We start from the raw sequence: 25,339 nt of genomic DNA on the forward strand, positions 1-25,339 counted from the left end.
TCTCTGGAGTTCCGCTTGCCGCAATAGTGAAGGCCGCCGGAGCTACCGCCGATCTCAATCGCTCCTTTTGGGGCCTGCGGCTGGGGAGGTGGGAATGCTGCCGAGCTTCAATGTCAGACCCGCGTAGATCTCGTCATTCCTCTCAAGCGTTCGAAGAGATGTGCCGTTGGTATATCGAACCGTAAGTGATAAATCGGCGGTGTCGGTTTCCTGAAGTGGATTGCGCCATGAGAGCAGCTTCGCCGATCCTCCTACTTGCTTGTAGTCGACGTTCTGGTTGCCGCGATGGAGAGCGTCATACAGGAAGTAGTACTTGGCGAAGAGGCTGTACGGTGCGAGGACTCCGCTTTGGAAGAACAACCTGCCGCTCAATTCGGTACCGGTCCAGAGATAGTCGCGACCTTGGATGAGATTGGCGAAATCACCGCTGTCTCCGACGTGCGAGAAATTCATGTTCAAGGTCGGAACGAACTCGACCCACATGTCCAACTGTCGGTTCAGCCTTCTCGTCGTCCCAATCCCGGAATTCAGCAGGACGGGCTGCCAGGTCAATTCCCCGCCGTAGACCTGCGCCTTTCCGGACGAAACGTCGGTCGTATAGCTACCATTGAACTTGAAGTACGATGCGTCAAACCAGGGCGTCCTTACCAGGAACTCGCTGCCGAACAGCGCCGAGGCGGATCCCCCGAAGTCGCTTGTGGTCTTTTTGGATTTGATATCCCACTCGATACCTGGCACGAGGCTGTAGTGAGCCAGCCTTATCACGTTCGGATCGACCGTAGTGGGCGCGATCCATTGGTCCATCGCGTAGAACAGAGCTCCCTTCCCTGCAACGATACGGGTCTTGTCGATTTCGTTTCCGGTGTACGACAGCGAAGCTCCGTTGTCGCTCAGCGTGTCCTGTTCCGAGATGAAGGTCTGGTTGGAATAGGCGTCGCGCAAGAGCAAGACACCGTGCGGTCGCGTATCGAAGGACGGTGGCACTACCGGCGCCACGTTGTTGACGGGGGCCGGCGACAGGTATGCGCGGGCTGTTGGCGTCCTTCGGTTTTCGGCGGATGCCTTTTTCCGCGCCGCTATGTCTCGCTTCAATCTTGCCCAATCCACGTCTCCGGACGACGAGCCGTACTTGGCGAGCACCTCGTCCAACATCTCGGCCGGACGTTCGGAGGCTGCAAAGGCAGGTGCGATTGTTGCGAGTATGATCGCACCGAACGAGAGAATTCTCATACCATAACTCCTCGCGGTCTCGGGTGGAGCGACTCGACGAGAGAAATGACGTTCCTGACGGTATGTCCGGGCTTGATGTCGTTCGGGCCTTCGAGGAGGCGATCGAACGCCAACCCTAACGAATTGAAGAAGTACAGGTTGATCGCTGCTTCGAGCGCAATGCAGTCCGGCCCGGTGAAGTTGAGTTCCGACAGCTTTTTTCCGTCCTCGATCTCGTCGAGATCGTAGCCCTTGCTGTTTGCGATTACGGTCCGAACGCCGGTTGCCACCGAAGGAGACGATCTGACGAGCGCGGAGATGGTCTGAACGTTGGGATTCACCCTCTCGGCCGAAACGTTGGCGGCCGTCCGCATGTCCGGCAGGCTTTTCTTGAGGAAGGCTTCGATGAAGTCCGCGCCTGCATAGCCCGCGGCAACGATCCCTAGAAGGAATGACGCGCTGATCGTGTCCGGTTGCGTGCCCAGCGCCGCCAGCACACCCGCCGTGAACCCTATCGCGAGCGATGTAAGAAAGGTCGGCGTGTCGAATACGGTGCCGAAGCTCACGTTGAGAGCGGCCGCCTGATCATTGGTCTTCTTTGCTCCGCCGGCGGCTCGGATGAACTGCCCGGTTACGCCCATCAAGCCCGAAAGAGAAATATAGACGATCCAATCCGTCGGCGTACCTAGCGCCATGCTCGCCCCCTGTGCACCGCGGCGCGCCGATCCCCTCGGCTCGCGAGCACCAATCTGGCGGAAATTCCTCCCTAGCAAAGCTAGGGCATGCCCTAGGTGGGAGCTTTCGCGCCCGACGGCCGAAGGAAGGCAAAGTTGCGCCCCACGCCCGCCCGGTGCACGAGGCTGGCGGGCCTGGGATCCAGCCGGACGATCGGAAGAAAGGCCGAGGAAAGCCACGAAAGTGGAAACTCCGTCTCTCCGGCCGGTCAGGTCGACTGCGCTTGCGAATGCGCCTTCCACTTCGGTTAGCTTCGAGGGGCCGAGCTAGAGGCTATTCTTGACGACCGCAAGCCAGTTGTGGCGGGGGTCACGGATCTTTCCTCTGACCGTTTTGTAGGTGGTTTTGGTGACTGAGTCGGAGACATTCCCGCCGATGACATCCACCTCGCCATCACGCAATGCAACAACGATATCGGCGTGGGAGCAGAACCACGAACCTTTCTTGAGAGCCTGCATTGCCGCTTCGAACGATTTGGGAGCGAGGGGGCAATCGGCTCCGCCTCGTGCGGCCCAGATCAAGTCGCCTAGGCCGAGAGTGCCATTTGTGGGATCGACGAGCTTCAATCGCGGATAGGCCTTAGGCTTGGAGACAATCGCCTCGCAGTAGTTCCAATGCGCTTCGCTATATGGAAATCCGTCTCCGGCCGCCGCCGTTTTGAAGCAGAAGGAGACGAATGCAGCGGACCACGGAGAGGCGGACTTGCCGTTTCGAGCAGGTTCTCCGACTGAGGCCCAGTAGTCGCTTACGAACTCGACATACGGTGGCTGGCTTTCGCGGCCGCCGATCGTTTTGGTCCCGTGGATCGGGATGGCCGAGAAGCCCCACCGTCTCCATTCGTCGGCCGCCGTCGCAAGTAGTGCTGGTCGTATGGTCATTCAAACGAAATCCCCCCGCTGGCGATTCCATCGCATGGAAGTGAGAAGCGATCCCTTTGCCGCGATCTCGTCCTTGAGGGTGGCGCAGCGCTCCGGATAGGCGATGCTACCGAGCGCTAGGAGGTTGTTTAAAGGTCTGGAGGAGCTTAGCGCTGCCTGAATAGCCGGCATTCTCGCACGACCTTGATGTCGTATGTCGCAGATGGCCAAGCAGATGTCGGCACCACGTCCGTCGAGCCCGAGTCTCGTATCCGAGTCCCTCATCGAGCTCTTGAATACGGCGATCATGTGCATCACCTGAAGGTCTCTCGCCTGCTCGACATTGGTGGCCCAATGGATCAACTTGGCGGCGGCGACGACTTCGGTATCCTCCACGGAAGACACCGTCGGATTCAAGTAATCCATGAGCGGAGCGGTCGACGTGGCCGTTTCCATGGGCAAAGATGCGGCGCCGGTCACCTTGACGATACGTCCGTCCTTTACCGCGAGATCAGGGAAATAATCGCCGTTTTCCGGACGCCCGATCAGATCTCGAAAAAACCTTACGAAGTCACCGTCGGGAATGTGTGCTCCGAATTGGCCGAATCCCCATGTGAATCTTGCCCGGTCATACGTGTTCAGTGTCAAAAAGTTGCCGCCTTCGCATTTCGAGGTTGGCTCGATGAAGTCGGCCCAGAACTTATACATCGCGCGGTAGTCGCTTGCCCGATAGTTCAGTTTGGGAAGCTCTCTCCGGGGCACATTGTAAAGCCCCTCGAAGTCTTCGCCCGACGACTTGTCGTGATAGCTCGTTTGGCATCCGACGAAGAAGGGTGACCCTCCGTCCGCTCTAGAACTACATACGTGACCATTCCGTTCGATTGAGAAGTGGATTGCCATTTCGGTCATCCGCGAGCGTATAAATTTTCGGGACAATGACCTATTCAAATGCAGCATCCTCCTAGGAATTCCACTAGGTCGAGTCCGCTCGTGCGCGGGCGACCGCGTTACTCGGCAAAACGCTCTTCGACGAGACGCGAAGCGACTTACCGATCGCCCTAGGAGCATCACTAGCTTGTTGGCGCGCAATCCTTGTGCAAGCATCGCAACGCAGTACCCGCGAGCACGGCTAGGCTAGGTCGTCGAAAATACCATGGCTAAGCGCACGACGAAGAAGCGGAAGGCAGGGAGCCGACGTCCGTCCCGGCGACCGCCCGCTGGCTCGACCCCTTCGATGGAAGCTCCCGTATTGCCGAACCGTCCGCGGCTCCTGATGGAGAGGGCGACGATCCCGCCCGCGCTAGACGATGCGGACCGCCGTGCGGAATGGAAGCTCCCCGAGGCCGATAAGCCCGGCAAGTACATGATAGAGCTCAATATCATGCACGAGGCAGGGGTAGTTGGTGCAGCCGCTGGCTTCATGGAGCTTTACAAGGCGCTGGGTCTGCCGAGTGCACATGATCCGAAGCAGATTTCGAAATCCTACTACAGTTGTTTCGTTAGCCTGGTTGATTTGCGGCGGTTGGTGCGATCGGACGAAGACGCGGCAGCGAACAACCCCGCGAAACTGTCGATCTACAAGGTATGGCCGGACTTTCCGGTGCGGGCGACGTTGGATCGATCGATCACAACGGTGAAGGCCGATGCTGCGGCTCGCACTTTCGCCGCCTCCGGAGAGGGCATCGTTTGGGCCGTCATCGATTCCGGCGTGGATGCGCGCCATGCGCACTTCCAAGCAAACGAGACGTTGGACCATCCTTCGGTAGTCCAACTGCATCGCAACTTCACGACGGCTCTGCAAGGCGAAAGCGCGCTGACCGACGAGTACGGCCACGGCACTCACGTAGCCGGCATCATCGCAGGTGGGCTCACAACCGACGATCCCGAACAGTACGCTGTCTATCAAAGAACGTACGACACGGACGCAAACGGACAACCGTCGACCGTCATCAAGCGCCGGCGGCTGAAGAAGGGCGACAAGCTGACCGGAGTGGCTCCTCTCTGCAGGCTCGTGAGTCTCAAAATTCTCGACGAGGGCGGTGAGGGAAATGTCAGCGACATCATCGCCGCACTGACCTACGTTCGCGAGAGCGTCAACGGGGATCCCAAATTACTCCGTATTCACGGGGTCAATTTGAGCGTCGGATACGACTTCGATCCCGAGATGTTCGGATGCGGACAGAGCCCGCTTTGCGTGGAGGTGAACCGCTTGGTGAATAGCGGCGTGGTCGTGGTCGCCGCGGCGGGTAATACCGGCTACGGCGCTTTGACGGCAGGCAACCGTCAGACAAGCGCCGGCTATCTGAATACGATCAACGACCCCGGAAATGCAGACCTAGCCATTACAGTGGGCTCGACCCATCGGGACTCGCCGCATACCTACGGGATCTCGTACTTCTCCTCGAAAGGCCCGACCGGAGACGGAAGGCTCAAACCCGATCTGGTCGCGCCAGGCGAGCGGATCACTTCCTGCGCCGCAGGAAAATATCTAGCGAGCCGCGGTGGAAGCGTGCCGGACGAAATACCGGGTTACATCGACGAGACCGGAACGAGCATGGCAGCACCGCACGTGTCCGGCGCCGTTGCCGCCTTTCTCTCGATAAGGCGCGAGTTCATTCAAAACCCGCTACGCGTGAAGAAGATCTTCCTCGAGACCGCGACGTGTCTAGGTCGAGAACGATATTTTCAGGGCAATGGACTGGTCGATCTGATGAGAGCCATTCAAAGCGTTTAGGAGCGCGACCAATAATGACCGAACAACTCGCAGGCTTTCCCTTCTGGGAACCGTCATTCGACGAGGATGGGCGTACAACCAATCGCAATGCCATCGACAAGGCGGTATCCGAAATCGTCGCCGAAAATCTGACCGACCTTTTCGTGTTCTCTCACGGATGGAATAACGATCGCTCCTACGCCCGCTCGCTCTACGAGGGCTTCTTCAAGCAGGTTCGGCTCGTCCTCGACAACGCGAAGTTCATGAAGAAGAGAAATCCTAAGGCAGGGATCCTCGGGATATTCTGGCCGTCCATCCTTTGGCCCGATGAAGTGCCTGCTGCTCAGGGAGGCGGCGAAGCTGCCGCCGTCGCGCGACCGAAGGCCAGAGCCCAGGTCGCATCGGTCGATGATCTGGCGAACGTTTTTAAGCAGGCGGATCGCGCGGAAGTCGAGCGCCTCCATTCGCTATTGACCGAGCGCAAACGCGATGAGGCGGCTTTGAAGGAGTTCTTCGAACAATTGAGATCGGTGATGTCGAAATCATCAAGGTCCCCTTCGCCCGAAGATTCATTGGAACGTGACGCAATCGAGAACAAACCGGACCAGTGGCGTGATATCCTCAAGCAATTGTCGACACGGGAGCAGCCTCAAACGCGCGGAGGCGCCGCTGGCGTGGGTGATGAACTCGGCAAACTGTGGGATGGTGCCAAGGGTGCTCTGAGGATCGCGACCTATTGGCAGATGAAGGAGCGCGCCGGCGTCGTCGGGCAAGCCGGCCTTGGGCCTCTCCTCTCGCAACTGGCCGCGGCGAAGTCGGATATGGCGTGCCATCTTATCGGTCACTCGTTCGGTGCCCGATTGGTTTCGTTCGCGCTATCCGGTCTGCAGGGCGAGGCCTCACCCGTGAAGTCGCTCTTGCTCATACAGGGCGCGTTTTCCCACTTTACGTTTGCCCCAACATTGCCATTCGATCCGAACCGGTCGGGAGAGCTTCACGAATTCGCCCGAAAGGTCGACGGTCCTCTCGTCACCACGTTTTCCGGCTTCGATTTTGCTGTGGGACGAGCCTATCCTCTCGCATCCTTTTTGGGTCATCAGGACGCAAGCGGCTTAGACGACAACGCTTCACGCTGGGGGGCGATGGGAAACGATGGTGCGCAGGCCGTTGGTGCGGTCACGTCCGGACTTGTCGCCGCTGGCCGGCCATATTCTTTTCAGAACGGCAAGTGGCACAATCTCGACGGCAACAAGGTCATCAAGACCGGTGGCCTGCCGTCCGGAGCCCACAGCGATATTCTGCATCCTGAGGTCGCTTGGGCTTGCTTGAGTGCTGCGGGAATAGCTTGAGGAAAGCGCTCTAGGAGGGCCGGCGGATCCTGATATCGCCAAGACATGTGCATCGGGCAAGCCCGTACCGATGCAAAGGCGCGAGGCCGATAGCGCACTATATACCACGGAGAGAGTGCCTCGTCACTTCGACGACAGCTGGCGCACGCTGACACCTCCCGTCTGTCAGTCGCGAAAAAGCGCTCGCTCGGAATTCCGGCTCATCTGCCGCGGAAACTCGATGCGCGGCAGCGTTCCTTGGCGCATCACCGAAAGACGTCCGATCTTCCCCGTCTAAGACTAGGCGGACTTCCGCTGCGACTTGGCGGCTGGCTTCGTCAAAGGGAGGACCTAGCTACCGAGACGCCTGTCGTCGGCAGAAGCAGCCCCTAGGGCCCGTGTCCAAGCCTGCCCCCCTGAACTGGTCGGTGCCGCTGATCGATCTTTGCCTGCGCGAGATTTCTCACTCGCATCAGATGTAGAACTTGAAGGGCAGCGGCGCGTGGGGAGTGATCGGGCCCGCCGTCAGAATTTCGCCGACCAGATCAGCAAAACGTAGGGTGACTGGCAGGCCGTCGCAGAATTCGGCGCCGTTGAAGTTGAGTTTCGTCAGCGACATCACGTCCCGCATCACCTGCTCAATGTTTGCGGAACCGCGCCTGATCTCGACTGTCAGCGGGTTCGGTACCTCGCGGCCTGGATAAGTCCGCAGCCGCGGAATGTATCCTCGCGTCCACAAGTAACCCGACGTTTCCGATGTCACGACCGCCGTGCCGCGCAGCACGGCGTTGGCGCCGTACCTGAAGGCCTTGACGTCAGCGTTGTCGCGAATCTGGATCCCGACAAGTTTTGTCGACTGCGGGACCGCACTTGCGAATCCGAACCATTCCTTGGCTTCGAAGTTTGTCTTGCCGTGAATGAAGAGTTCCTTCGGCGCCTCGCCATGATTGTCCTTGTACGCGCGGACGATCATCGCCATCAGCTTCGCCGCCTGATCCTGATCGAGGTGGAAGGCGTCGTTCGTCTCAGAATACCAAGGGCCCCACGGCTCCCCTGAAGACGAGCCCGTCTCCGGACCCAAGAAACATCTGCGCGCCGCAGCACGCGTTGTTGCGCCCGCTGGGCCGATCGATCCGCTTGAACACTAAGCCCACGTAGCAGACGCCGTCGCGCAGGTCGGCGAGGCGCCACGGACGGCCGCCGATCTTGTAGAAGCTGGTGGTCGACAGATTCCAGGCGATGGTCGCGGGATCCTGCATCCGCGCCTTTGCCTTCTCGGTCGGGGGATCGAGCGTGACTTCCTTGACGACCTGAATGACTTGACCGGTGTCCATCAGCCGCGCCTTGAGCTGGTTATGGAAGTTCAGTTCGTATTCGTAGACGGCCGCCGCCTCCATCTCCTCAGGAAACATCGAACCACCGGTCAAGATCGCGCGTGCCGCCTTCATCCCGAGCTTGCGCGTGCCGGGCGTGCGGAGCTTCACCGGAACCGTCGATTTGGGCCGGCCGTACTTGTAGACGTCGTCGGGTACGACCGCGAACCACAACTGCGGGCGCGCCTCCTCCTCGCGGAAATACTTTCTCAGCGCCTCTTCATACAGCGCGACCGCGGCATAGATCGCCTGATGCCTGTCGGCCCCAAGAATGCGGCGGCTGATTTCGACGGCGTCGATCATGCACGTCGCGAACGGCTTGCTCGGCCAGGCGGCGCCGTACACCGCCTCGAAGCCGGGCCAGACGAAGGTGTTGGCGTCATTTCGCTTGCGATTCGGCGCCGGCACGTCGATGAACTTCTCGATCGACGCGATCCATTTCGAATATTTCTCGAGACCGGCCGGCGTCGCGATGACGCCGACGTCCATGCGCGCGGGGTTCTGGCCGGACGCGACCGGTCCGAACAGGAAGAGACCGTCCTTTGGATGTTCGGCGCCCTGGTCGTGCCCGAAGGACAACCGCGGCTCATCGATGCGGATCGCCCGCCAAGCCGCCGTCATTCCTCGTCCTCGCCGTCCATGTCCTCGTCGAGCTCGTCGCCGTCGTCGTCCGCATCGTCGGGCTCCTCTGGTTCGCCCTGTTCGTCGGCGACGTCCAGATCGAACGGCATGCGCATTCCGGCGGTGAGCTCTAAACCGCCGCCGGCAAGGGCCCAACTGCGATGTTCGCCCAACGCGATCAGAACACTCTCGGTGCCCGCGCCGAAAAACTCGAAGAAGGCTTGCCAGAGCGGTCGCCACACGTGGTTGAACCAACTCTTGCAGAATCGCCGGCGAAGCTTGGTCATTTCTCCGGCGTCCTGCAGCGGAGTCTTGCCGTCCCGGGTGAAGACAACGTAGGGGCGCAACCGTACCGTGGGCGCTTCGCCGAGGCGAACGACCGCTCGCATACCGAGATGCTAGTTCGCCTTGAGTACCTTGCTCTCTCCGACAACCTGCTTGTAGGTACGCTTGCCTTTCGCGTTCGTGTAGTAGACACGATCGTCCGCGAGCAAATCCTTCGGAAAAAAATGACCGTGCCGGCGGACGCTTCGTAGCGAAGCAAGCCCCGCGCGGCGAGATGCGCCTCAAATGACTCCCGAAGCATGCGGACCGCCGAGGCGTTCGCGTCACGACGCTGGGGCCCGACCGGGTCCGTGACCTTACCCTCCAGGAATGTCCCAAAACTCGCGGCCCCGCGGAGCGAAACGGTCAATTCGGGCGGCAGATGCGCCTGGATCTCGTGCGCGGCAGCGAAGCCCACCAGCAGACGATTGTGCATGGCATTCGGATGCGGGATGTTCTCCAGTACCTGCTCGAATTTCGTATTCTCGCCCTCGTACTCGTAGAATGAGATCTCCTCCGGAAGTCGGACAATCGGCATAATGCTCGTCAGCAAAGGCTCGTCACCACGCTCTAGGACCACGTCGGACCGCACCGATGCCTGACGCCAGCGGTCGAATTCGGCGGAGAGATCCGTCACCGCGCGCGGCACGCCGGCCTTCGACAGCGTGTCGACGAGCGCCGCAAGCTGGCGACCCCATCCCGTCGTGAAATCGATGGCGTTGAGTCGATGGATCTGGATCGGCAGATCGCTGAAGGCGATGTCGTCGATCCGGACGGGGATGATGAAATCGGGATCCTTGAGTGACTTCTTGACCGCGTCGGCCACGGAAATTTCGTTCTGAACCCCGCTGCGGTTCGGATCGCAACTGGCCGTCGAGACCACGAATATGACCTTGAGCGTTCGCTTTCGCAATGCGTCTTCGATGCTGTTCCAGAACGGCGTCCCGCCGGCCAGATCGAAAATGTCAGCCCACACCTTGTAGCCGAAGCCCGTTAGCCTGGTTCCGAGCCAGCGAACAAACTCGTTGTCGTTCGGTGTGGCATGGCTGATGAATATGACGTCACGATCGGACATTTCGAGGACTCGTCATACGTTGCGGCTGCGTGCCCATTTCTAACGGATATTCGCGGATCAAGCGCATGAGTGCGTCTTCACCATTCAGCCGACGGTTCTCCCAAAGACTGTAGTCGTAGAAACCCTCGATCGAACGACCATCGTCGGACGATGTCTGTTTGAACTCGCCGGATTTCCGAACATTGTTCACGCGCATGACATCGGCGTAGTGGAAAGAGGAGAAAACGTTTCGTTTCTTGGATTGTCCGTAAGTCATCCCACTCATTTATTGCCTGCGCAGATGTCGAAAGACAGAGCTCAGCGATTTCGGCTCTAATTTCAGTTGCGTAGTCGAGAAAACTCCGAAAGGCTAGATCACTGCCCAGAGCATCGATGAACGGAGCGATCGGGATCGTCAGGGCATCGCTCTTCCCCGCAGAGCCCGGCCTCCGCCAGCGCGGTTGTATGCGTAGATCCCGATGTTTGCGACGTGATCAATATGATTGTACAATTGAAGATACTCGTTTCCGTACGTCGCGCCTTGGCTATCTGACGTAAGAATTATCAGAATGCGATCGATCTGTTTCACACCGTCAGCATAGCCGATCTCCCACGGACACCATCGGCTGGCGGTCGAATTACGGGTGGCCAGAAAAAGAAACAGATCCAGATCTCTGATCTTTTCTTGAATTTTGCTCGCGGTCGTTCGATTGGGCGTCTCTGGCATCGCCGTGTCTTCCCAATCGATATAGATATCCCAACCTTGAGTTTGCAGATAATTCTGAAGTCCTCTCGCAAGTTCGGCATCCTTATGACTATGCGAGAGGAACGCCGTCGGTGCTGCACGCATACGCGCTTCGATGATCGTCCTTGGCCCTTGGGGCGCGCTCACATGCGAATGCCGTCGAAGCGTGTCTTGGGAAATGGTCATTCACGAACCTCAATTCAAAAAAAGTGCCGCTCCGCTCGCGGCTATTCCGCGGCCATCTTGTCGAGCGAACCTATAATTGTCGACAGCAAGGCCGGAAGACCGCCGCGCGGGGTCGAATTCAGCTTTTTTACGCACGTCAGATTTATCTTTGTGAAACGGTCTGGCTTCGCCTTGAGGACATTCTTCGCCAGTTCCTGAGACAAATAGCCAGTAGCTCCCACCGGCAACGGCGCGACTCCCTGCGCAAGCGCGATATCGAATTCTTCCCGCATGCCAGAAGCAGTCTCCAAGACGCCTGCCGATATTTTATTGCCGAACAGGAATATCGCGATGCCCACCCTTGAAATCATCTCCTCGCGGTACGCATGCCAGACTTTTTGCCGCTTGGCCGCGTCCGAGAAATCCCGCGGAAACGGCCTAATATCTATGAAATGATCGAGCCGGGTGTACCCGCGATCGTGGATACGTTCGATGGCTCCGCTCAACAGAGCGTCGCCGACACCAAGCCCCAAACCAGTAACGATGCGGAAATCATGATCGATCAGCTTGGCTCCAAGATTCCGGAAGAAGACTTTTGAGGAAGCCTCGTCCCAAGGCAAGAACTCGGCTGCGCTACCAGAAACGAACACGGCGCGGCGTCTGTAAAGCCTTTCGATCGTCTCGAGGACTTCCGTGACATCGCTGTACTCCTTGATAAGAAGTACTTTGATTCCGAATCTCTTCAGGTCAGCGATGAAATGCCTCTGCCGCGCTTGCGCGTAAGCATGTTCTTTTGAGGAGGAATAGTCAGCCTTCTTCGGAATCCTCATGAGGCAGTAGTGCTGTCGCTGGCTGTCATGATACCGCAGACGGAGCTGGCTGAGCACGTGATCTAGATTAGGATCGGTGAAGCTGAAGCCGAGGAACAGAAACGTTTTGCCGGTCAAATCGCCTGATAGCGCATTGAGAAAACCAGGACGGCGAGTCGGATAGCTTTCGTAGTCGTTTCGCGTGAGAACTGCCTCTGAGGGATGCCCAACGTCGCCATGCATCTTGTATAAGATCGCGTCACGCCCAGGCATGCTCTGAGGGAGCTGATTGTCGGCGTGTTTCACATCGACGCATCTTTTGGCATTCCCAAGTGCCGTCTCGATTAGCCGATCGTAGTTCGTCGTCCAGTACGTCGAGATCGGCAGCCGCGCGAGGATCTCGTGATTTACCGACGGGGCCTTCATGACCGGAAAGGATTTGATTATCGCAGCATCTAGGTGGCCGCGGGTGCCGCGATGGTTGTGCGAATACTGCGCGAGACGAACGAGGTGTTCGCCCTCACGGTCGATGTCCAGCCCCAACTCCTTCGCGAACTTCGTAAGCAAGCCTCGCCAATCGACGAAGCCCGCGGACGCGGACAAGCCGGCGCCTGCGAATATCCCGACACCATCCTCACGCAGTTCCGTTGCGAACTGGATGCAAAAATCGAGAACCTCTTGTGAAAGAGCCATGCAGGAAAACCAAATCAAACAGTTCAGTTAATGTACCAGACAGCAGCGTCTGGAAAACCCTACATTGACGTCGAGCTCGGCTTTTGTGAGCGAATTGGTCGACTCACCACAATGTTGATCCGGCCGTTCTCGACACAGTTGGCGCCTCTTCCGTGTGACGGACGATCCGAAGTCGGGCGTCGGCCTAACGGAATGGAGTAGGCACCCCGCCTCTGGCTATGCACCGCAATGCGACTGGAGGTCTGCAATCCGCAGATTCCTCGCCCCTGGAAGGTCGGTTGTGGCCACGCTAAGATTTTGCGTTCCCCTGTGCCTTTTCAATCCACCCCCCCAGCCTGCCAAACTCATAATCGTAGATCGGAGCGTTCGCTCTGAGCAGCGCTGCGGGGACATGTCCTGCCGGGTCGCTTCTCCCGCTTTCGTCCCTTATTCGATTTATGCGCACACCCAGAAGGGCATGGCCAAGTTCAACCGAGCGTTCGATCTCATAAGAAATGTAGGCTCGATCCGCCGTTCTCGCGCCGATTAGAACGACCGTTGCAGCCGTTGCCTTCAACGCGTCGTCTATTAACGCCTTGACCGCGGCATCGCCCCGCCCCATGGTCTCCTCCCAATTAGACGGGTCGTGAAAACCGGCCAAGCAAATACCATCGAGAACGGCGCTGTTGCGCACGACATTCACTCTCCAGAGATCATGGTAAGAGAAACTAAAGAAGATCTTGGGCGCCATCCTGCATACTCATTCCGGCAACACCTTCGGTTCGCATGATACATTCACTGGCCGAAGCGATTTTCCCATTGCGATGATCGACAATCGCCCGCAGATCCGGATTCCACTTGATAGGTTGAAGCGCAGCTTTTCGTAGTGATTTCGAAAGAGCGAGATGGTCAAAGAGCACATTCACGCAAGCTGCAACGTCATCCGTCCTGAAAAGACGAACGTTTTCCCGGCGAGGCAGGCCATTTCCCAGCGAGTCCGGAGTCAGGTCTTTGGCCAGCTTTCGAGCATAGCCTCCCAGTCCAGCTACCAAAAATCTTGGAACTTTCTTTCTTTGCGCTAGGTCCATCTCCTCGCCGACCCCGGGTCGCTTCCCATCACCGCTGTGCAACTTTCCACCGACCGCCACCATTATATTCTGCGTGTCCACCAAGACGCGGCGCATAGCCGTCAGGCTTTGGTTCCTGGTTTCGTTGTCCGAAGCACTACCAGTGCCGACCTTTTTGGTGATGATGAGCTCTGCGACATCCGTGATCGCCTGAATTTGGTCGACCTGGAGATCGGCAGCCCACAGTTCAGACATTACGAGCGTGACGGGCTTCCGAAATCGTTCGCCAGCATGTAAGCGCGCCTGGCGCAGAATTATGGGCGTAAAGGTAGGATGTGATCCGTGTACGATTCGGCCTCCGTACTTCAGAACGAGACCGCTGAAGAGCGAAACGAACTCCAGAATACCGCGATCCATTGCAGGTTCGGACCAATCGCGCCGATCCGGCACGGCTCCAGATAGACCGATCTCGAACTCTTCCAAGGAGACGTTAAGCTTCGTGAGACTCATGCGGTCGCTAGTGTTGTGAAGTGGGAGTCTATGAGGGTAGCAAGCTCTTGATGGTGAAGGATGACGACTGGTTCATCGTGCATATCGGCTATCGTTTCGAGCTGTGAGGTCGGCAACAAGTTTCCGTCATAAATAAAGAGGGAGAAGTTACACCGGATAGCCTCCTTGAGAAACTCCATAAAGCGCTTCATTGCCGGCCCATAGTTCGGATCGAAGACAGAGCAATGACTTATCACGTTCGTGGCAATGCGAGGGACGTTCTTGGTCGATTGAAACATCAGAAGACGTTTATCGAGCACATTCCATGCAAACCCGCGGGATACAAATTCCCGCTCCACGAGAAAGGGCACGCGACACTTTCGCTGAAAAACCTCGCACAGGTATTGTTCAGCTTCTTCTACGATTTCCTCGAGCTGCTTTTGAGACAATGGTTGTGAACTTTTTGCCGGCAATGGCATTTCCACCCATCGCTGCAATGCGAAAAGGGATGGAAATCTTGGACCGCGTTTACGATCGGCGAGTTCACGAAAGCAAATCGGAAGCACCGGCAACAAGAGCGAACCCGCGGTGTTCACCTCGTGATCGATCCACTTTGAGTCGGGAGCCGACGGGGTATCGATCAACAAGACCATCGTTGCATTTTCCAACGCATGATCGATTTCTTCTTGAACCGCGCGGCCAGGAAGAATCATGGTCTCATGATCGTCTTCTTTGGCTTGGTCCAAAAATGCCGAATGTCCCAAAGAGGCTAGATACTCCTGAATCTGCGTTGCGATTTCTGCGCCGTCCTGCGCTCTGTAGGAAATGAATACGCTGCTGTCACGTCCTTGCCATCGGAGACCAAGCATTCCGCCGATCCGGTTCACAAGCCTACCGGATGGTCCAGATGCCGCCGCATTGAACTCAAGCGCTTTGATCGCTGCTGCTGCCGCCGGAGGTTTTTGCGGCTCCGAGGAAAGAGAAACAGGAAGAAGCGTGGCCTGACCGTTTCGCTGATTGATGTACTCTTCGATAAAACCGTTACCGGAATCGCTGAACGTTTGGCTATCGCGATAGACTGCAACCAGTAGATCGTCCCATGACGGGTCTTCGAGCCACTTGGATGGCGCGTCCGCGGGGATCAGCCGAACGGAAACAAACTCAGCGAAGGCAGTCTTGAGGTCGGAGGCAATAGACCGCGCAATCCGAAAGCAACCTTTTTGATAAAGCACCACAATCATCGGGACGATAGCTCAGTTGAGCGCCCTATAGTTATCGCTGGGTCGCTCCGATCCTCGGCATATGGTCGAAATCACGTTGACGTCGGACACCCGGCGGAGAACATCGAAAATTGCCCTTCGCCGGTGCCCGCCGTTCCAAGGTTTGGGAATTCAGGCCCGTCCCTTAGGCGTTATTCCGGATCTTGATAGCTTCCTCGATCCAAGTCTCGATATTCGAGGATATGCTGGCGTACGCAGCTTTGCTGTCGAAACCTGCTGGAGTCTTGATCGGCGCCACGTCGGCGAGGGTTCCTATGCCGTGCTTTACCTTGCTAAGCGGATTCGTTCCGGCCGTGGAGGATTTGCCATCCTTATCGAGCAGCTTGTCGATGCGGACGGCCAACACGCCTTTCCCGTCGTTCCAGCCCTTCTTGATTTCGTGGATAACCCAAGGTCGCGACGCGGTTTGCGATCCCACCAGCACAACGACGCAGCTCTTGCCGTGCATGTTCTCTTCGATCCATCGCTCGATCGCTGCGTCGCCCCTTGCCTTGACGGCCTCCCACACGTTCGCCGAGACAGCAGCGTTACCCTCTAAGGCGCCCATGTTTCGGACTTGCTGCGTCCGCCAAAAGTCGTTGTCGAAATGAAAGCTAAAAAACACGCGCCTGGCCATTCGCCTTCCTCGTCCTATGCGACCACTGAAAACACCATCGCCCACCAACATGCTGGCCGCAACCCAGCGGGTGGCGAGACCGCGCGGACCTCCGCTCGGCGCAGTGTGTAGGGAGCAAACCGTCGCAGATTCTTGCGCCCAACGCGAAGTGGCGCGAGCCGGCCGGGTTAGTCAAGCTAGGGCTCCCCCTAGGTTCGCCGCGCACGGATTGCGGTCAACCGTCCGCTGGTCACCTCGGCTTCTGGTGCGTTTTAGGAGACGAACGGATTGCGGACCGAAGGGGCGGCGTCGCTTGAGGCGTCAAAGCCTGTCGAACACGGATCCCATGCGCGGACTGAATAATTGGCGGATCGCATATTTGTGCATCGGATGCCGATCGCCCCCCAATGATTCACAATTGCTCGTCAAGCTCTCGGCAAAAGGGGTGTGATTCGTCCTATTAGTACGCCACAGCTACCCGGCAACCTTACCTGCGCTCTAGCTCTCTTTCTTCGTTGAGAAGCCTACGATCTTATTGTCTCAGACCGATCACGGTTCGGGGCGGAGGCATGAGTGGCAAGGACGAAAAGGGCCGGATCGAGGCAATAGAGTCGCTGGGTAATCTGAAAATGCCGCCCGCCACGAAGCGCCGTCGCAAGAACCGTGGCATGCCGCCGCCCGCGACGTTCGATATAGATTCGCTGCCCGGCAGCTCAAATTTGACGGTGTTAGAGGCGGCCGCCGTTATCCGGCGCACGCCGGGAGCGCTGGAGCAGTGGCGGCGCGATCCGAACCACCCGCTGAAATGGCGCTACGTCGACGGCCGCCCGCTCTACCGTGTCGACGCTGTCCGGGACTATTTGGCCGGATGCGACAAAAGCACTAAGCCAGCTCAGCCGCATAGTGTTCCCGGAGACGGCCGAGCAGTTCGACCTTGATCGGATCGAGCGGATTCGTTCTCTGCAGGCGCACGACCTTGCCTACCCGTATCGCGCCGACCAGCTCCGCGATGTAATCATGAGCCGCTTCGAATGCCATCTTGCGGATGATCCACTGTTCGTCGTGATTGTAGACCTGATCGATTCCGCTTGGCTTTTGTCCAACACACAGCCGCTGGATCTCGTTGTCGTAGCCGCAGCGCGACATGATGGTACGCAGACTGCGCCTCAAGTCATGCATCGTGAATTTTTCGACACCCGCTTCCTTGACCAAGCGGTTGACCATCTTGGTGAAGCCCGACATCTGGCCACCGGTCTTTGGTGAGGGGAAGACATAGTCGGACGTCGCGCGCTGGAAATGCCTCGCGCCCGCGAGCACCTCATCAACAAGATGAGTGCGCGGTACATCGTGGTGCAAACCCATCTTGGTCCAGGCCGCATCGAAGGTGATGCGATCATCCATGATGTGCTTTTTCCACTCGATCATAGTTGGCTCGCTCCGGCGCGGGCCGCCGAGTAGGCACGTCCTCGTCAGCAGCCCAAAGGTACCGAGCTTACCGGACGCGTGCCAAACCTTGACGATTTCCTCATCGGTGAGTGCACGGCCCTTCGTTCGGCGTCCCACCCTCTGTGCACGGGTTTCCTTGGGCTCGCGATAACCTGCGAGCACATTGTGGTCGACATAGCCCTCGCTGACGCACCATTCGAGGAACGTGTGGGTGTGCTTGCGCAGGTCCTTGGCCGCGCCACGCTTACCGGTCTTGGTAACCTTCCCAACCGCCGCCATGATTTGCCGCCGAGTAAGGTCCCCCACACCGCTCTTAGTGTACTCCTTGAGCCCGCGCCGCAACGCCGACATGGCTGGCTTCCAGTTGACGACCTGCCGCCCGGTTAACGACGTCTGGTAGGGACCATCTTCGACGATGAGGTCCACTAGCGTGGTGCGCTGCTTTTCGGCCGCCTGTTGCCGCCTCGCCTCGCGTTTCGCGTCGTTTGGGTCCATGCCCTTGACCACCTCGCCTGCGGCGATGGTCGCCGCCTTGCGCGCGGCCTTCTCATTATACTTGGGCCAGGGGCCGAGGGTCTTGCGCTGGGTCCCTCTCACCCCTGGCTTGGTAAAGAGGTAAACCCAAGTCCGGCCGCCGGTGGCGCGCATGCGTAAGGCCAGGCCGGGCAGCTTGTCGTCGTGGAGATAATGCTGCGGCTTGCCGACCGGCATCGTGGCGCTGCGGATCACCGCGTCGGTCAGTGTCAGTTGGTTGCTCGGCTCCGGCATGATCCCTACGCTCCTCCTCACGGTGTGCCCCCGCGGGCGCCCGGATCATTCAAGTGGCGAGAAAGCAGCATTGATTTTTCTTCGCTTTTCCGCCCCGGGGCACACGAGCGTGGAAGGACGGTGCCTTCGAGAACAAAGGAGGCACAGACCCTTCCACGAATTGTGTGCCCCACGGGAAAATCTGTCGTGGGCACAACAGGGGCACACAAAATGCAGTATGGTCGCTTATGGCCCACTGAGGCTAAACCAAACACAAGCCACTGTAATAAAATGAATTATTCAGACAAAACTGTGGCCGGGCGTGGTCGGGTCGGATCTACAGATTGTGGTTCACACGGGAGAGGTCCAAGGTTCGATCCCTTGTGCGTCCACCATTCCCCTTCCTGAACCGCCGGGTCCGGACGATTGTCGACATTCTGGCGTCCTTCGGGACCGCCTCATCCAAAATGTCGAAAACAACCCCATGCAAAGGAGTCGACGCGGATGCGATGCGGCCGGCAATCCGGGTCACTGCCGGCGGCGGTGCGGGGCGGGTGACGGGTTGGCGGTACGTCGGCTGAGTTCGCCGAGGAGGTCGCGCACGACGCCGTCGAGTTCGTCGGATGGCGGGGTGGCTTGATCGGCGGGTGGCGTGCCGGTCGGCCGATACCAGCCGCGGGCGGAAACGTCGTCATTCGCGGCCCGAAGCCGCGGCGCGCGAACGCGCGGAGGCGACCGCCGTCGGCGGCGGGAGATCAGCTCGCGGACGCCGTACCCGGCTGCGAACCCGATTGCGGTGACGACAACGACAATCAGAATTTCCAGCATTGTGCTGTCCCACAATCACTCTGCCGCGGTGCAATAAGCGCGGCAATGCGGCAGGGGCTTGGCCAAGCGGGTTCCTTTTCACTGTATCGAACAGAACACCCCTCTCCTCGGAGTCATACGGGGTTTTGTTTGCAGGCCTCCTCGGCTACCTTCCCGGAACTCGCGAGGGGGCCGGGACGTCTCGATGCGCAAGGGCAATGATTACATTCTGAAGCTGCGGCCCTGGTCGTTGTCGACCTTTGTCGTCGCCCTGCTGGCCGTGGTGCTCTCCACCGCGACCCAGGAAATGTTCGCAAGCTTCGGCATGCAATTCTATTTTGCGGGCTTCGTGCCGGCGATCCTGATCGCCGGCCTGATGGGCGGCGCGCCGGCCGGCGCCTTTGCCACGATCATCACGGTTCCGATCGTCTGGTGGGCGTTCATGCCGCCCTATTTCGAGTTCGCCTGGCCGACCGCCGCCGATTACGACAGCATGGCGATGTTCCTGCTGTCGAGCGCGCTCCTGGTGTGTTTCTCGCAGCTCTATCGGGAAGCGCTGGTCATCCTGCGAAAGTAGGCGCCCGGGCGCGGGCCCCAGCTCCCCGCCGGCGGTGGCAAACCGGTTGCCCGCGGCGATCGTTCGCCCTCAGATCCCGAACATCCAGACCGCGACGATGGTGGCGAGCGTCGCCACGCCGCTAACCGTCCAGCCCACCGCGTAGAATGTGTTCTCCGGGGCGGTATCGAGCACCGTATTGGTGGTTTCCGTCATTGACCGCCAACGCATGGCGTCTCTCCTCGGAACTCCTGCCCAGCGGCATAACGCGGCACCCGGTTCCAGGTTCCGCCCACATCGCGCCAGCCGCTCCGTTCACGCCGAGCTCACGGACTGCTGATCAGCCGTGCGGAACCTGCGACATTCTGTCCCGTTGAGGGGCGCCGGAAACCAACTTGGGAGAACCATCCGATGCGAACACTGATCCTCGCCGCCACCGCACTCGCCTTCGTCTCGTCCGCCGCACTCGCGCAGGACAAGGCAGGCGGTACCACGGCCCCTGCCGCGCAAAGCGGCGACACGGCGGCCAAGGGCGAGGCGACCAAGATGGCGCCAAAGAAGAAAGCGAAGAAGACCGCAAAGAAATCGAAAGCCAAATCCGGCGCCGCCGCCGCGACCGGCGACGATGCGACCAAGCAATAAATAGAAACAATCGCACACCGCGATCGCGGACAGACGAAACGGAAAAGGCCGCCCGAAGGCGGCCTTTTTACTGTCTCGGTGCGGATGCTGCCTCGGCCTTTGACGTCGCATTCAGCTGCGCCGCCGGCTTGAAACAGGAGAGCTTGGACCAGTGGGAGCTGGGCCAGCGAATTGAAGTGCGGGAGAGGGAGCGAAACAGGCGCAGAGCCGATAATCCGCACCGCCATCGGATCGTTCTGAAAATTGACCACCGGCTCCAGGAATTGCTCCACCTCCCGCACCATCTGTTCTGCCGTGCGTGCAGCGGCGACGCATGATCCAAACGGGCTATCACCGCAATCCGCAGCGAGAATCGTCGATAGGCTTAATGCTGAGCGCCATCGTCGTGCCGTGCCGCGAGCCCGCTCTCGTGGATGCGCTCGGCAAACCAGCGCGACGTGGCGCTGTCGATCGCGCCGCCGGCATAGACTTCGGAAAAGCTCACGCCGTCCTGTCCGACGATCACGAGCACGCCCATTGCATAGGCAAACCACACGTTCGGATCGGTCAGCGCGGCCAGCTTGCGCTGATCATGCTCGAGCGGCTGGTGATTGCTGTCCTTGCGCAGCTCGATGGCCAGGAGATTGTTCGGGATGTCGCGCTGATGCACGACGATATCGGGATAGATCGACTTGCCGAGATGGTCATCGGTCGAACTCCCCGAGCCACGCGGCAGCCGCAGCGTGCGCTCGCCGAGCCGATCATAGTTGCAATCGACCTGCCAGCCGGAGAACTGCCGCTCGACATAGACCGCCAGCCGGTGAGTAAGCGTTCGCTCGCCGAGATCGCGCTCCAGCAGGAAGGTCTCCTGCGCGTAAAACTCCTGCACGGCGGCGATCACCTTGTTCAGCTCGGTCTGCATTGGCGCCTCCGACTCGACTGGACCCTGATGAGACTAGGTTGAGCTGGAGTGGCGTCGCAAGTTCACCTCTCCCTTGGGAGAGGTCGATTTGCGCAGCAAATCGGGTGAGGGGTGACGGTTTATCGAGAGAGCAAGAGCCCTCACCCGGATTGCACCGGACGATGCTTCGCATCGCCGAGAGCAATCCGACCTCTCCCCGGCGGGGAGAGGTGGACCGGGACTGCACCAAGCCGCTTCAATCAAGAATTCATCCCGCTTTAGACCGCCACCGCGGCCGTTGAAGACTGCCCTGCTACATCTGCACTTCGATCAGCTGCGGCCCCGGCTCGGCAACGGCATTCGCCAGCGCCTTGTTGAACTCATCCGCTGACGTGACCGCCACCGCCGGCACGCCCATGCCCTTCGCGAGCGCGACGAAATCGAGCGTCGGCCGATCGATCTTCAGCATGTCCTGCGCCCGCTTGCCCGGCTCACCGGCGCCGACGCCGTCGAACTCGCCGCGCAGGATCTGGTAGATGCGGTTGGCGAACACGATGGTCACGACGTTGAGCCCTTCGCGCGCCTGCGTCCAAAGCGATTGGATCGTATACATCGCGCTGCCGTCGCCGACCATGCAGATCACCTTGCGGTCCGGACAGGCGATCGCGGCGCCGGTCGCCACCGGCGTCGAGAAGCCGATCGAGCCGCCCATGTTCTGCAACCAGTCATGCGGCGCAGCCCCCGCCGTCGGCGGAAAGAAACCGCGGCCGGTGGTGACGGATTCATCGACCATGATGGCGTTGTCGGGGATCGCACAGGCGATCGCCTGCGCGATCGTCGAGTGGTTGAGCGCGCCGGTCGGCTTGACCAGTTCCGGATGCTGCTGCGGCTTGACGTCCTGCGCCGTCGCATGCAGCGCATTGGCCAGCGCCTCGAGGGCCGCGACCGAATTCTCGCCCCAGGCGGTCATGCGATGCACCTCGCAGCCTTCCGCCTTCAGCATGCTCGGCTTGTTCGGATAGGCGAAGAACGCCACCGGATCGTTGGCCTCGACCAGTACAATGTGACGGAAACTCTTCAGGATCGGCAGCGCCTGCTCGATCACATAGGGGATGCGGTTGATCGAGAAGCGGCCGCGGCCGCGCGCCATCCGCGGGTGATAGGTCTGGCCCATCACGGTGCAGCCGGTCTTGCCGGCGATGCGCTCGGCGAGCGCCAGCCCGTGCTCGGTCAGCGCGCTGCCGGTGACCAGCAGCAGCGTGTGCGCGGCATCGCCGTGCAGGATCTTCGCCGCGGTGTCGACCGCCTGCGGCGAGTAGCTCGGGCGCTGCGTGTCGACAGGCGCCTCGGCGATGCCGTCGGCCTCGTTCCAGGCGGTGTCGGCCGGCAGGATCAGCGTTGCGATCTGGGGCGGCGCGCTCTTCGCCGCGGCGATCGCCGCCGCGCCATCGGCCGCGACCGACTTGGCATCCGGCGAGGTGCGCACCCAGGACGACATCGGCCGCGCCAGGCCCTCGATATCTGATGTCAGCGGCGCGTTGTAGCCGATGTGGTAGGTGGCGTGCTGACCGACGATGTTGACGATGCCGGAATGCGCCTTCTTGGCGTTGTGCAGATTGGCAAGGCCGTTGGCGAGGCCGGGCCCGAGATGCAGCAGCGTCGAGGCCGGTGTTCCCTTCATGCGGAAATAGCCGTCGGCCGCGCCGGTCACCACGCCTTCGAACAGGCCGAGCACGCAGCGCATGCCCGGGACCTTGTCCAGCGCCGCGACGAAATGCATCTCCGAGGTGCCCGGATTGGTAAAACAGACATCCACGCCGCCCGCGACCAATGTCCGTACCAGACTTTCCGCACCGTTCATGCTCTCGCTCCCGTTTCGAGATGTTCTTGTGGCCGCTCCAGATCAACCATTCTTCATCCGCTTCGTCAAAGGTTTGACCGGACAATGCAGGTATCGCCTTCGGTCTGTTGCCTTTTTAAACCGTGTTGTTCGAAAGTGCATAAAGTCACAGCTTCGTCGCTTGCGAAACGCCGGCAATTGTGGCCTCTCTGAGCACATATTTGATTGTTCGCGAGGGGGACGACCATGCGCCCGATTGCCTTGATGTTTGCCGCGCTCACGATCCTGGCGGGTGCCGGCCAGGCCCAAGCCCAGTTCTTCGACTCCCGCGGCTACCAGTCCGACGCCCCGAGCTTCTTCGGCGGCGGCGGTGCGAGCCCGATCCCGCGCACCACCGTCAACTACGAGACCAACTACGCCCCCGGCACCATCGTGGTGAACACCGCCGAGCGCCGGCTCTATCTGGTGCTGGCGAACGGCCAGGCGCTGCGCTACGGCATCGGCGTCGGCCGCGACGGTTTCCGCTGGAGCGGTGTCCACCGCATCTCAGCGAAGAAGGAATGGCCGTCCTGGACGCCGCCGTCGCAGATGCTGCACCGCCGCCCGGATTTGCCGCGCCACATGAACGGCGGCATCGAGAACCCGCTCGGCGCGCGCGCGATGTATCTCGGCTCGACGCTGTACCGCATCCACGGCTCGAACGAGCCGGAGACGATCGGCCAGGCGGTCTCGTCAGGCTGCTTCCGCATGACCAATGACGACGTCACCGACCTCTACAATCGGGTCTCGGTCGGCGCCACCGTCGTCGTAAAGAACTGATCGCGACGATTTCAACGGAATCGGGCGCCGCCATCCGGCAAGTTCGCCGATCCCGCCTTGCGCTGCCGCACACCTTGCGGCAGCGTTGTCATGATGTCCCAGCACCGCCCTTCGATCCTGCTCCTTCTCGCCGCAACGCTCGCCGCTTGCCTCAGTGATATCCCCGTGCCTGCCGCCGCCGAGGTGCCGGCCATCGTCGCGCGCCAGCGCAGCGAGAAGAAGGTGTTCACCGACGCCGAGATCGTCGAGGGTTTCCTGAAGACCGCGTTCGGCGCCGAATATCATCTCGCCGGCCGGGTCGACCGCATCCGCAAATACGACAGGGCGGTGCGCGTGTTTGCCGACGGCAACCGCGCCGACCGCAAGGCCCAGCTCGGCAAGGTCGTCGCCGACATCCGCGCCAAAGTGCAGCATCTCGACATCGCGATGACCGAGAACAGCGAGGCCGCCAATGTCGTGGTCAAGCTGGTGCGCGACCGCGAACTCTACCGCACGATCGCAACCTATTACGGGCAGGAGCGCGCCAAGGAGATCCGCTCCTCGCTCGACCCGCAATGCCTGTCCGGCTTCCGCAAGAACGAGAGCTACGAGATCGAGCATTCCGACGTCATCCTCACCGTCGACAATGGCGATTTCGTCTTCCTCGACTGCGCCTATGAGGAGCTGCTGCAATCGCTCGGCCCGATCAACGACACCGCAACGGTGCCGTGGACCATGTTCAACGACAGCGTCTCGATGGGCTTCTTCGACGTCTACGACCAATATCTGCTCAATCTGCTCTACGACCCCCGCATCAAGCCCGGCATGAACGTGCAGGAGGTCAAGGCCGCGCTGCCCGACGTACTCACCGACGTCCGCGCCTGGGTGGCGAAGGTGAACCATCTGGAGTGAGGTGGCGGCTTGCTGCAATGGCCACGAACGCTCGCGATAAACACGGCTGTCGTCCCTGCGAAAGCAGGGACCCATACTCCGCGGCGGATATTGTGGGAGGGACTCGTCGTTCGGACACCGCGCAACAATGACAATCGGTGGTTATGAGTCCCGGCCTTCGCCGGGACGACACTGAGGATGGTTCTCGATTCAAGCCGTCAAACACGCGGTGTCATCATCCGCGAAAGCGGGTGATCCAGTATTCCAGAGGCAGTCGTTGTTGAATCGATGGGCCGCGGCGTACTGGATCGCCCGGTCGAGCCGGGCGATGACACCGGGGTGAGACAAGACTCTCTCCTCACGTCGTCCCGGCGAAGGCCGGGACCCATACGCCGCAGCGGATGTTGTTGAAGGGACTCGTCGCTCCAGCGTCGCGCAACAAACAGCATTTGGGGTTATGGGTCCCGGCCTTCGCCGGGACGACGATGAGGATGGTTCTCGATTCAAGCCGCCAACCAACGCGGTGTCATCATCCGCGAAAGCGGGTGATCCAGTATTCCAGAGGCAGTCGTTGTTGAATCGAGGGGCCGCGGCGTACTGGATCGCCCGGTCGAGCCGGGCGATGACAGCTGTAGTTGGGGACAAGATTGTCTCCACGCGTCGTCCCTGCGAAAGCAGGGCCCATACTCCGCGGCG

General features: G+C 59.8%; 27 protein-coding genes. 7 read left to right on the forward strand and 20 right to left on the reverse strand.

What is annotated here, in order from left to right:
• Positions 1-54 precede the first annotated feature (54 nt).
• The 4 genes from QMZ05_RS05050 to QMZ05_RS05065 all read right to left on the reverse strand — a co-directional run bounded on the left by QMZ05_RS05050 (position 55) and on the right by QMZ05_RS05065 (position 3,701).
• Positions 55-1,230 (reverse strand): hypothetical protein, encoded by a 1,176-nt coding sequence (locus QMZ05_RS05050; RefSeq protein ID WP_353699778.1) that lies wholly within the window; start codon positions 1,228-1,230, stop codon positions 55-57.
• Positions 1,227-1,904: a hypothetical protein gene (locus QMZ05_RS05055; protein ID WP_353699779.1), complete on the reverse strand. Its 678-nt coding sequence runs from the start codon at positions 1,902-1,904 to the stop codon at positions 1,227-1,229. The genes QMZ05_RS05050 and QMZ05_RS05055 overlap by 4 nt, the downstream gene beginning before the upstream one ends.
• A 306-nt stretch (positions 1,905-2,210) precedes the next feature.
• Positions 2,211-2,822, reverse strand: coding sequence for a DUF2272 domain-containing protein (locus QMZ05_RS05060; protein WP_353699780.1), 612 nt, complete (start codon positions 2,820-2,822; stop codon positions 2,211-2,213).
• On the reverse strand, positions 2,823-3,701 hold the full coding sequence (locus QMZ05_RS05065) for a hypothetical protein (protein WP_353699781.1): 879 nt from the start codon (positions 3,699-3,701) through the stop codon (positions 2,823-2,825).
• A gap of 334 nt (positions 3,702-4,035) precedes the next feature.
• Between QMZ05_RS05065 and QMZ05_RS05070 the strand changes: the two genes are divergently transcribed.
• Entirely contained in the window at positions 4,036-5,535 is a 1,500-nt protein-coding gene (locus tag QMZ05_RS05070) for a S8 family peptidase (protein WP_353699782.1), read from the forward strand.
• Positions 5,536-5,549: 14 nt separating this feature from the next.
• The gene (locus QMZ05_RS05075) at positions 5,550-6,863 is read left to right on the forward strand and encodes a hypothetical protein (protein WP_353699783.1); all 1,314 of its coding nucleotides are present in this window, start codon (positions 5,550-5,552) and stop codon (positions 6,861-6,863) included.
• 451 nt (positions 6,864-7,314) lie between these two features.
• Here the strand turns inward: QMZ05_RS05075 and QMZ05_RS05080 are convergent, their stop codons facing one another.
• The 11 genes from QMZ05_RS05080 to QMZ05_RS05130 form a co-directional block, all read right to left on the reverse strand.
• Positions 7,315-7,821: a hypothetical protein gene (locus QMZ05_RS05080; protein WP_353699784.1), complete on the reverse strand. Its 507-nt coding sequence runs from the start codon at positions 7,819-7,821 to the stop codon at positions 7,315-7,317.
• A gap of 46 nt (positions 7,822-7,867) precedes the next feature.
• The gene (locus QMZ05_RS05085; RefSeq protein WP_353699785.1) at positions 7,868-8,836 is read right to left on the reverse strand and encodes a hypothetical protein; all 969 of its coding nucleotides are present in this window, start codon (positions 8,834-8,836) and stop codon (positions 7,868-7,870) included.
• A complete protein-coding gene (locus QMZ05_RS05090; RefSeq protein ID WP_353699786.1) occupies positions 8,833-9,123 on the reverse strand; it encodes a hypothetical protein in 291 nt (96 codons plus the stop codon). Before QMZ05_RS05090 ends, QMZ05_RS05085 begins: the two co-directional genes overlap by 4 nt.
• Positions 9,120-10,235, reverse strand: a complete 1,116-nt coding sequence (locus tag QMZ05_RS05095) for a toll/interleukin-1 receptor domain-containing protein (protein ID WP_353699787.1) — start codon at positions 10,233-10,235, stop codon at positions 9,120-9,122. The genes QMZ05_RS05090 and QMZ05_RS05095 overlap by 4 nt, the downstream gene beginning before the upstream one ends.
• Positions 10,222-10,500, reverse strand: a complete 279-nt coding sequence (locus QMZ05_RS05100) for a TIR domain-containing protein (RefSeq protein ID WP_353699788.1) — start codon at positions 10,498-10,500, stop codon at positions 10,222-10,224. Before QMZ05_RS05100 ends, QMZ05_RS05095 begins: the two co-directional genes overlap by 14 nt.
• Before the next feature lie 129 nt (positions 10,501-10,629).
• On the reverse strand, positions 10,630-11,145 hold the full coding sequence (locus tag QMZ05_RS05105; protein WP_353699789.1) for a toll/interleukin-1 receptor domain-containing protein: 516 nt from the start codon (positions 11,143-11,145) through the stop codon (positions 10,630-10,632).
• Positions 11,146-11,186: 41 nt separating this feature from the next.
• A complete protein-coding gene (locus tag QMZ05_RS05110; protein ID WP_353699790.1) occupies positions 11,187-12,626 on the reverse strand; it encodes an SIR2 family protein in 1,440 nt (479 codons plus the stop codon).
• 289 nt (positions 12,627-12,915) lie between these two features.
• The gene (locus QMZ05_RS05115) at positions 12,916-13,356 is read right to left on the reverse strand and encodes a TIR domain-containing protein (protein ID WP_353699791.1); all 441 of its coding nucleotides are present in this window, start codon (positions 13,354-13,356) and stop codon (positions 12,916-12,918) included.
• Positions 13,334-14,182 (reverse strand): hypothetical protein, encoded by an 849-nt coding sequence (locus QMZ05_RS05120; protein ID WP_353699792.1) that lies wholly within the window; start codon positions 14,180-14,182, stop codon positions 13,334-13,336. Before QMZ05_RS05120 ends, QMZ05_RS05115 begins: the two co-directional genes overlap by 23 nt.
• The gene (locus tag QMZ05_RS05125) at positions 14,179-15,402 is read right to left on the reverse strand and encodes a toll/interleukin-1 receptor domain-containing protein (RefSeq protein ID WP_353699793.1); all 1,224 of its coding nucleotides are present in this window, start codon (positions 15,400-15,402) and stop codon (positions 14,179-14,181) included. The genes QMZ05_RS05120 and QMZ05_RS05125 overlap by 4 nt, the downstream gene beginning before the upstream one ends.
• A 163-nt stretch (positions 15,403-15,565) precedes the next feature.
• Complete coding sequence (locus QMZ05_RS05130; protein WP_353699794.1) at positions 15,566-16,057, reverse strand: TIR domain-containing protein; 492 nt, start codon at positions 16,055-16,057, stop codon at positions 15,566-15,568.
• 548 nt (positions 16,058-16,605) lie between these two features.
• Between QMZ05_RS05130 and QMZ05_RS05135 the strand changes: the two genes are divergently transcribed.
• Positions 16,606-16,974 carry a hypothetical protein gene (locus QMZ05_RS05135; protein WP_353699795.1) on the forward strand — a complete coding sequence of 123 codons (369 nt, stop codon included), beginning with the start codon at positions 16,606-16,608 and terminating at the stop codon, positions 16,972-16,974.
• On the opposite strand, the gene QMZ05_RS05140 is transcribed toward QMZ05_RS05135, so the two are convergent.
• Positions 16,919-18,250 carry an integrase arm-type DNA-binding domain-containing protein gene (locus QMZ05_RS05140; RefSeq protein ID WP_353699796.1) on the reverse strand — a complete coding sequence of 444 codons (1,332 nt, stop codon included), beginning with the start codon at positions 18,248-18,250 and terminating at the stop codon, positions 16,919-16,921. The genes QMZ05_RS05135 and QMZ05_RS05140 overlap by 56 nt on opposite strands.
• A 507-nt stretch (positions 18,251-18,757) precedes the next feature.
• Complete coding sequence (locus QMZ05_RS05145; protein ID WP_353699797.1) at positions 18,758-19,057, reverse strand: hypothetical protein; 300 nt, start codon at positions 19,055-19,057, stop codon at positions 18,758-18,760.
• 184 nt (positions 19,058-19,241) lie between these two features.
• Between QMZ05_RS05145 and QMZ05_RS05150 the strand changes: the two genes are divergently transcribed.
• Entirely contained in the window at positions 19,242-19,613 is a 372-nt protein-coding gene (locus QMZ05_RS05150) for a DUF4118 domain-containing protein (RefSeq protein ID WP_353699798.1), read from the forward strand.
• 69 nt (positions 19,614-19,682) lie between these two features.
• Here the strand turns inward: QMZ05_RS05150 and QMZ05_RS05155 are convergent, their stop codons facing one another.
• Positions 19,683-19,823, reverse strand: a complete 141-nt coding sequence (locus QMZ05_RS05155) for a hypothetical protein (RefSeq protein ID WP_157863344.1) — start codon at positions 19,821-19,823, stop codon at positions 19,683-19,685.
• Between the two features lie 180 nt (positions 19,824-20,003).
• On the opposite strand from QMZ05_RS05155, the gene QMZ05_RS05160 reads away from it, so the two are divergent.
• On the forward strand, positions 20,004-20,234 hold the full coding sequence (locus QMZ05_RS05160; RefSeq protein ID WP_353699799.1) for a hypothetical protein: 231 nt from the start codon (positions 20,004-20,006) through the stop codon (positions 20,232-20,234).
• A 364-nt stretch (positions 20,235-20,598) separates the two neighbouring features.
• Here QMZ05_RS05160 and QMZ05_RS05165 read toward each other — a convergent pair whose 3' ends face one another.
• Positions 20,599-21,135 carry a hypothetical protein gene (locus QMZ05_RS05165; RefSeq protein ID WP_353699800.1) on the reverse strand — a complete coding sequence of 179 codons (537 nt, stop codon included), beginning with the start codon at positions 21,133-21,135 and terminating at the stop codon, positions 20,599-20,601.
• A 292-nt stretch (positions 21,136-21,427) separates the two neighbouring features.
• Positions 21,428-22,975, reverse strand: a complete 1,548-nt coding sequence (locus QMZ05_RS05170; RefSeq protein ID WP_353699801.1) for an acetolactate synthase large subunit — start codon at positions 22,973-22,975, stop codon at positions 21,428-21,430.
• Between the two features lie 225 nt (positions 22,976-23,200).
• On the opposite strand from QMZ05_RS05170, the gene QMZ05_RS05175 reads away from it, so the two are divergent.
• Positions 23,201-23,773: a L,D-transpeptidase gene (locus QMZ05_RS05175; RefSeq protein ID WP_353699802.1), complete on the forward strand. Its 573-nt coding sequence runs from the start codon at positions 23,201-23,203 to the stop codon at positions 23,771-23,773.
• Between the two features lie 93 nt (positions 23,774-23,866).
• Entirely contained in the window at positions 23,867-24,664 is a 798-nt protein-coding gene (locus tag QMZ05_RS05180; RefSeq protein WP_353699848.1) for a DUF2927 domain-containing protein, read from the forward strand.
• Positions 24,665-25,339: the final 675 nt, after the last annotated feature.

It is taken from the genome of Bradyrhizobium sp. INPA03-11B, assembly GCF_040446015.1.
GTDB classification, from domain to species: Bacteria; Pseudomonadota; Alphaproteobacteria; order Rhizobiales; family Xanthobacteraceae; genus Bradyrhizobium; species Bradyrhizobium macuxiense_A.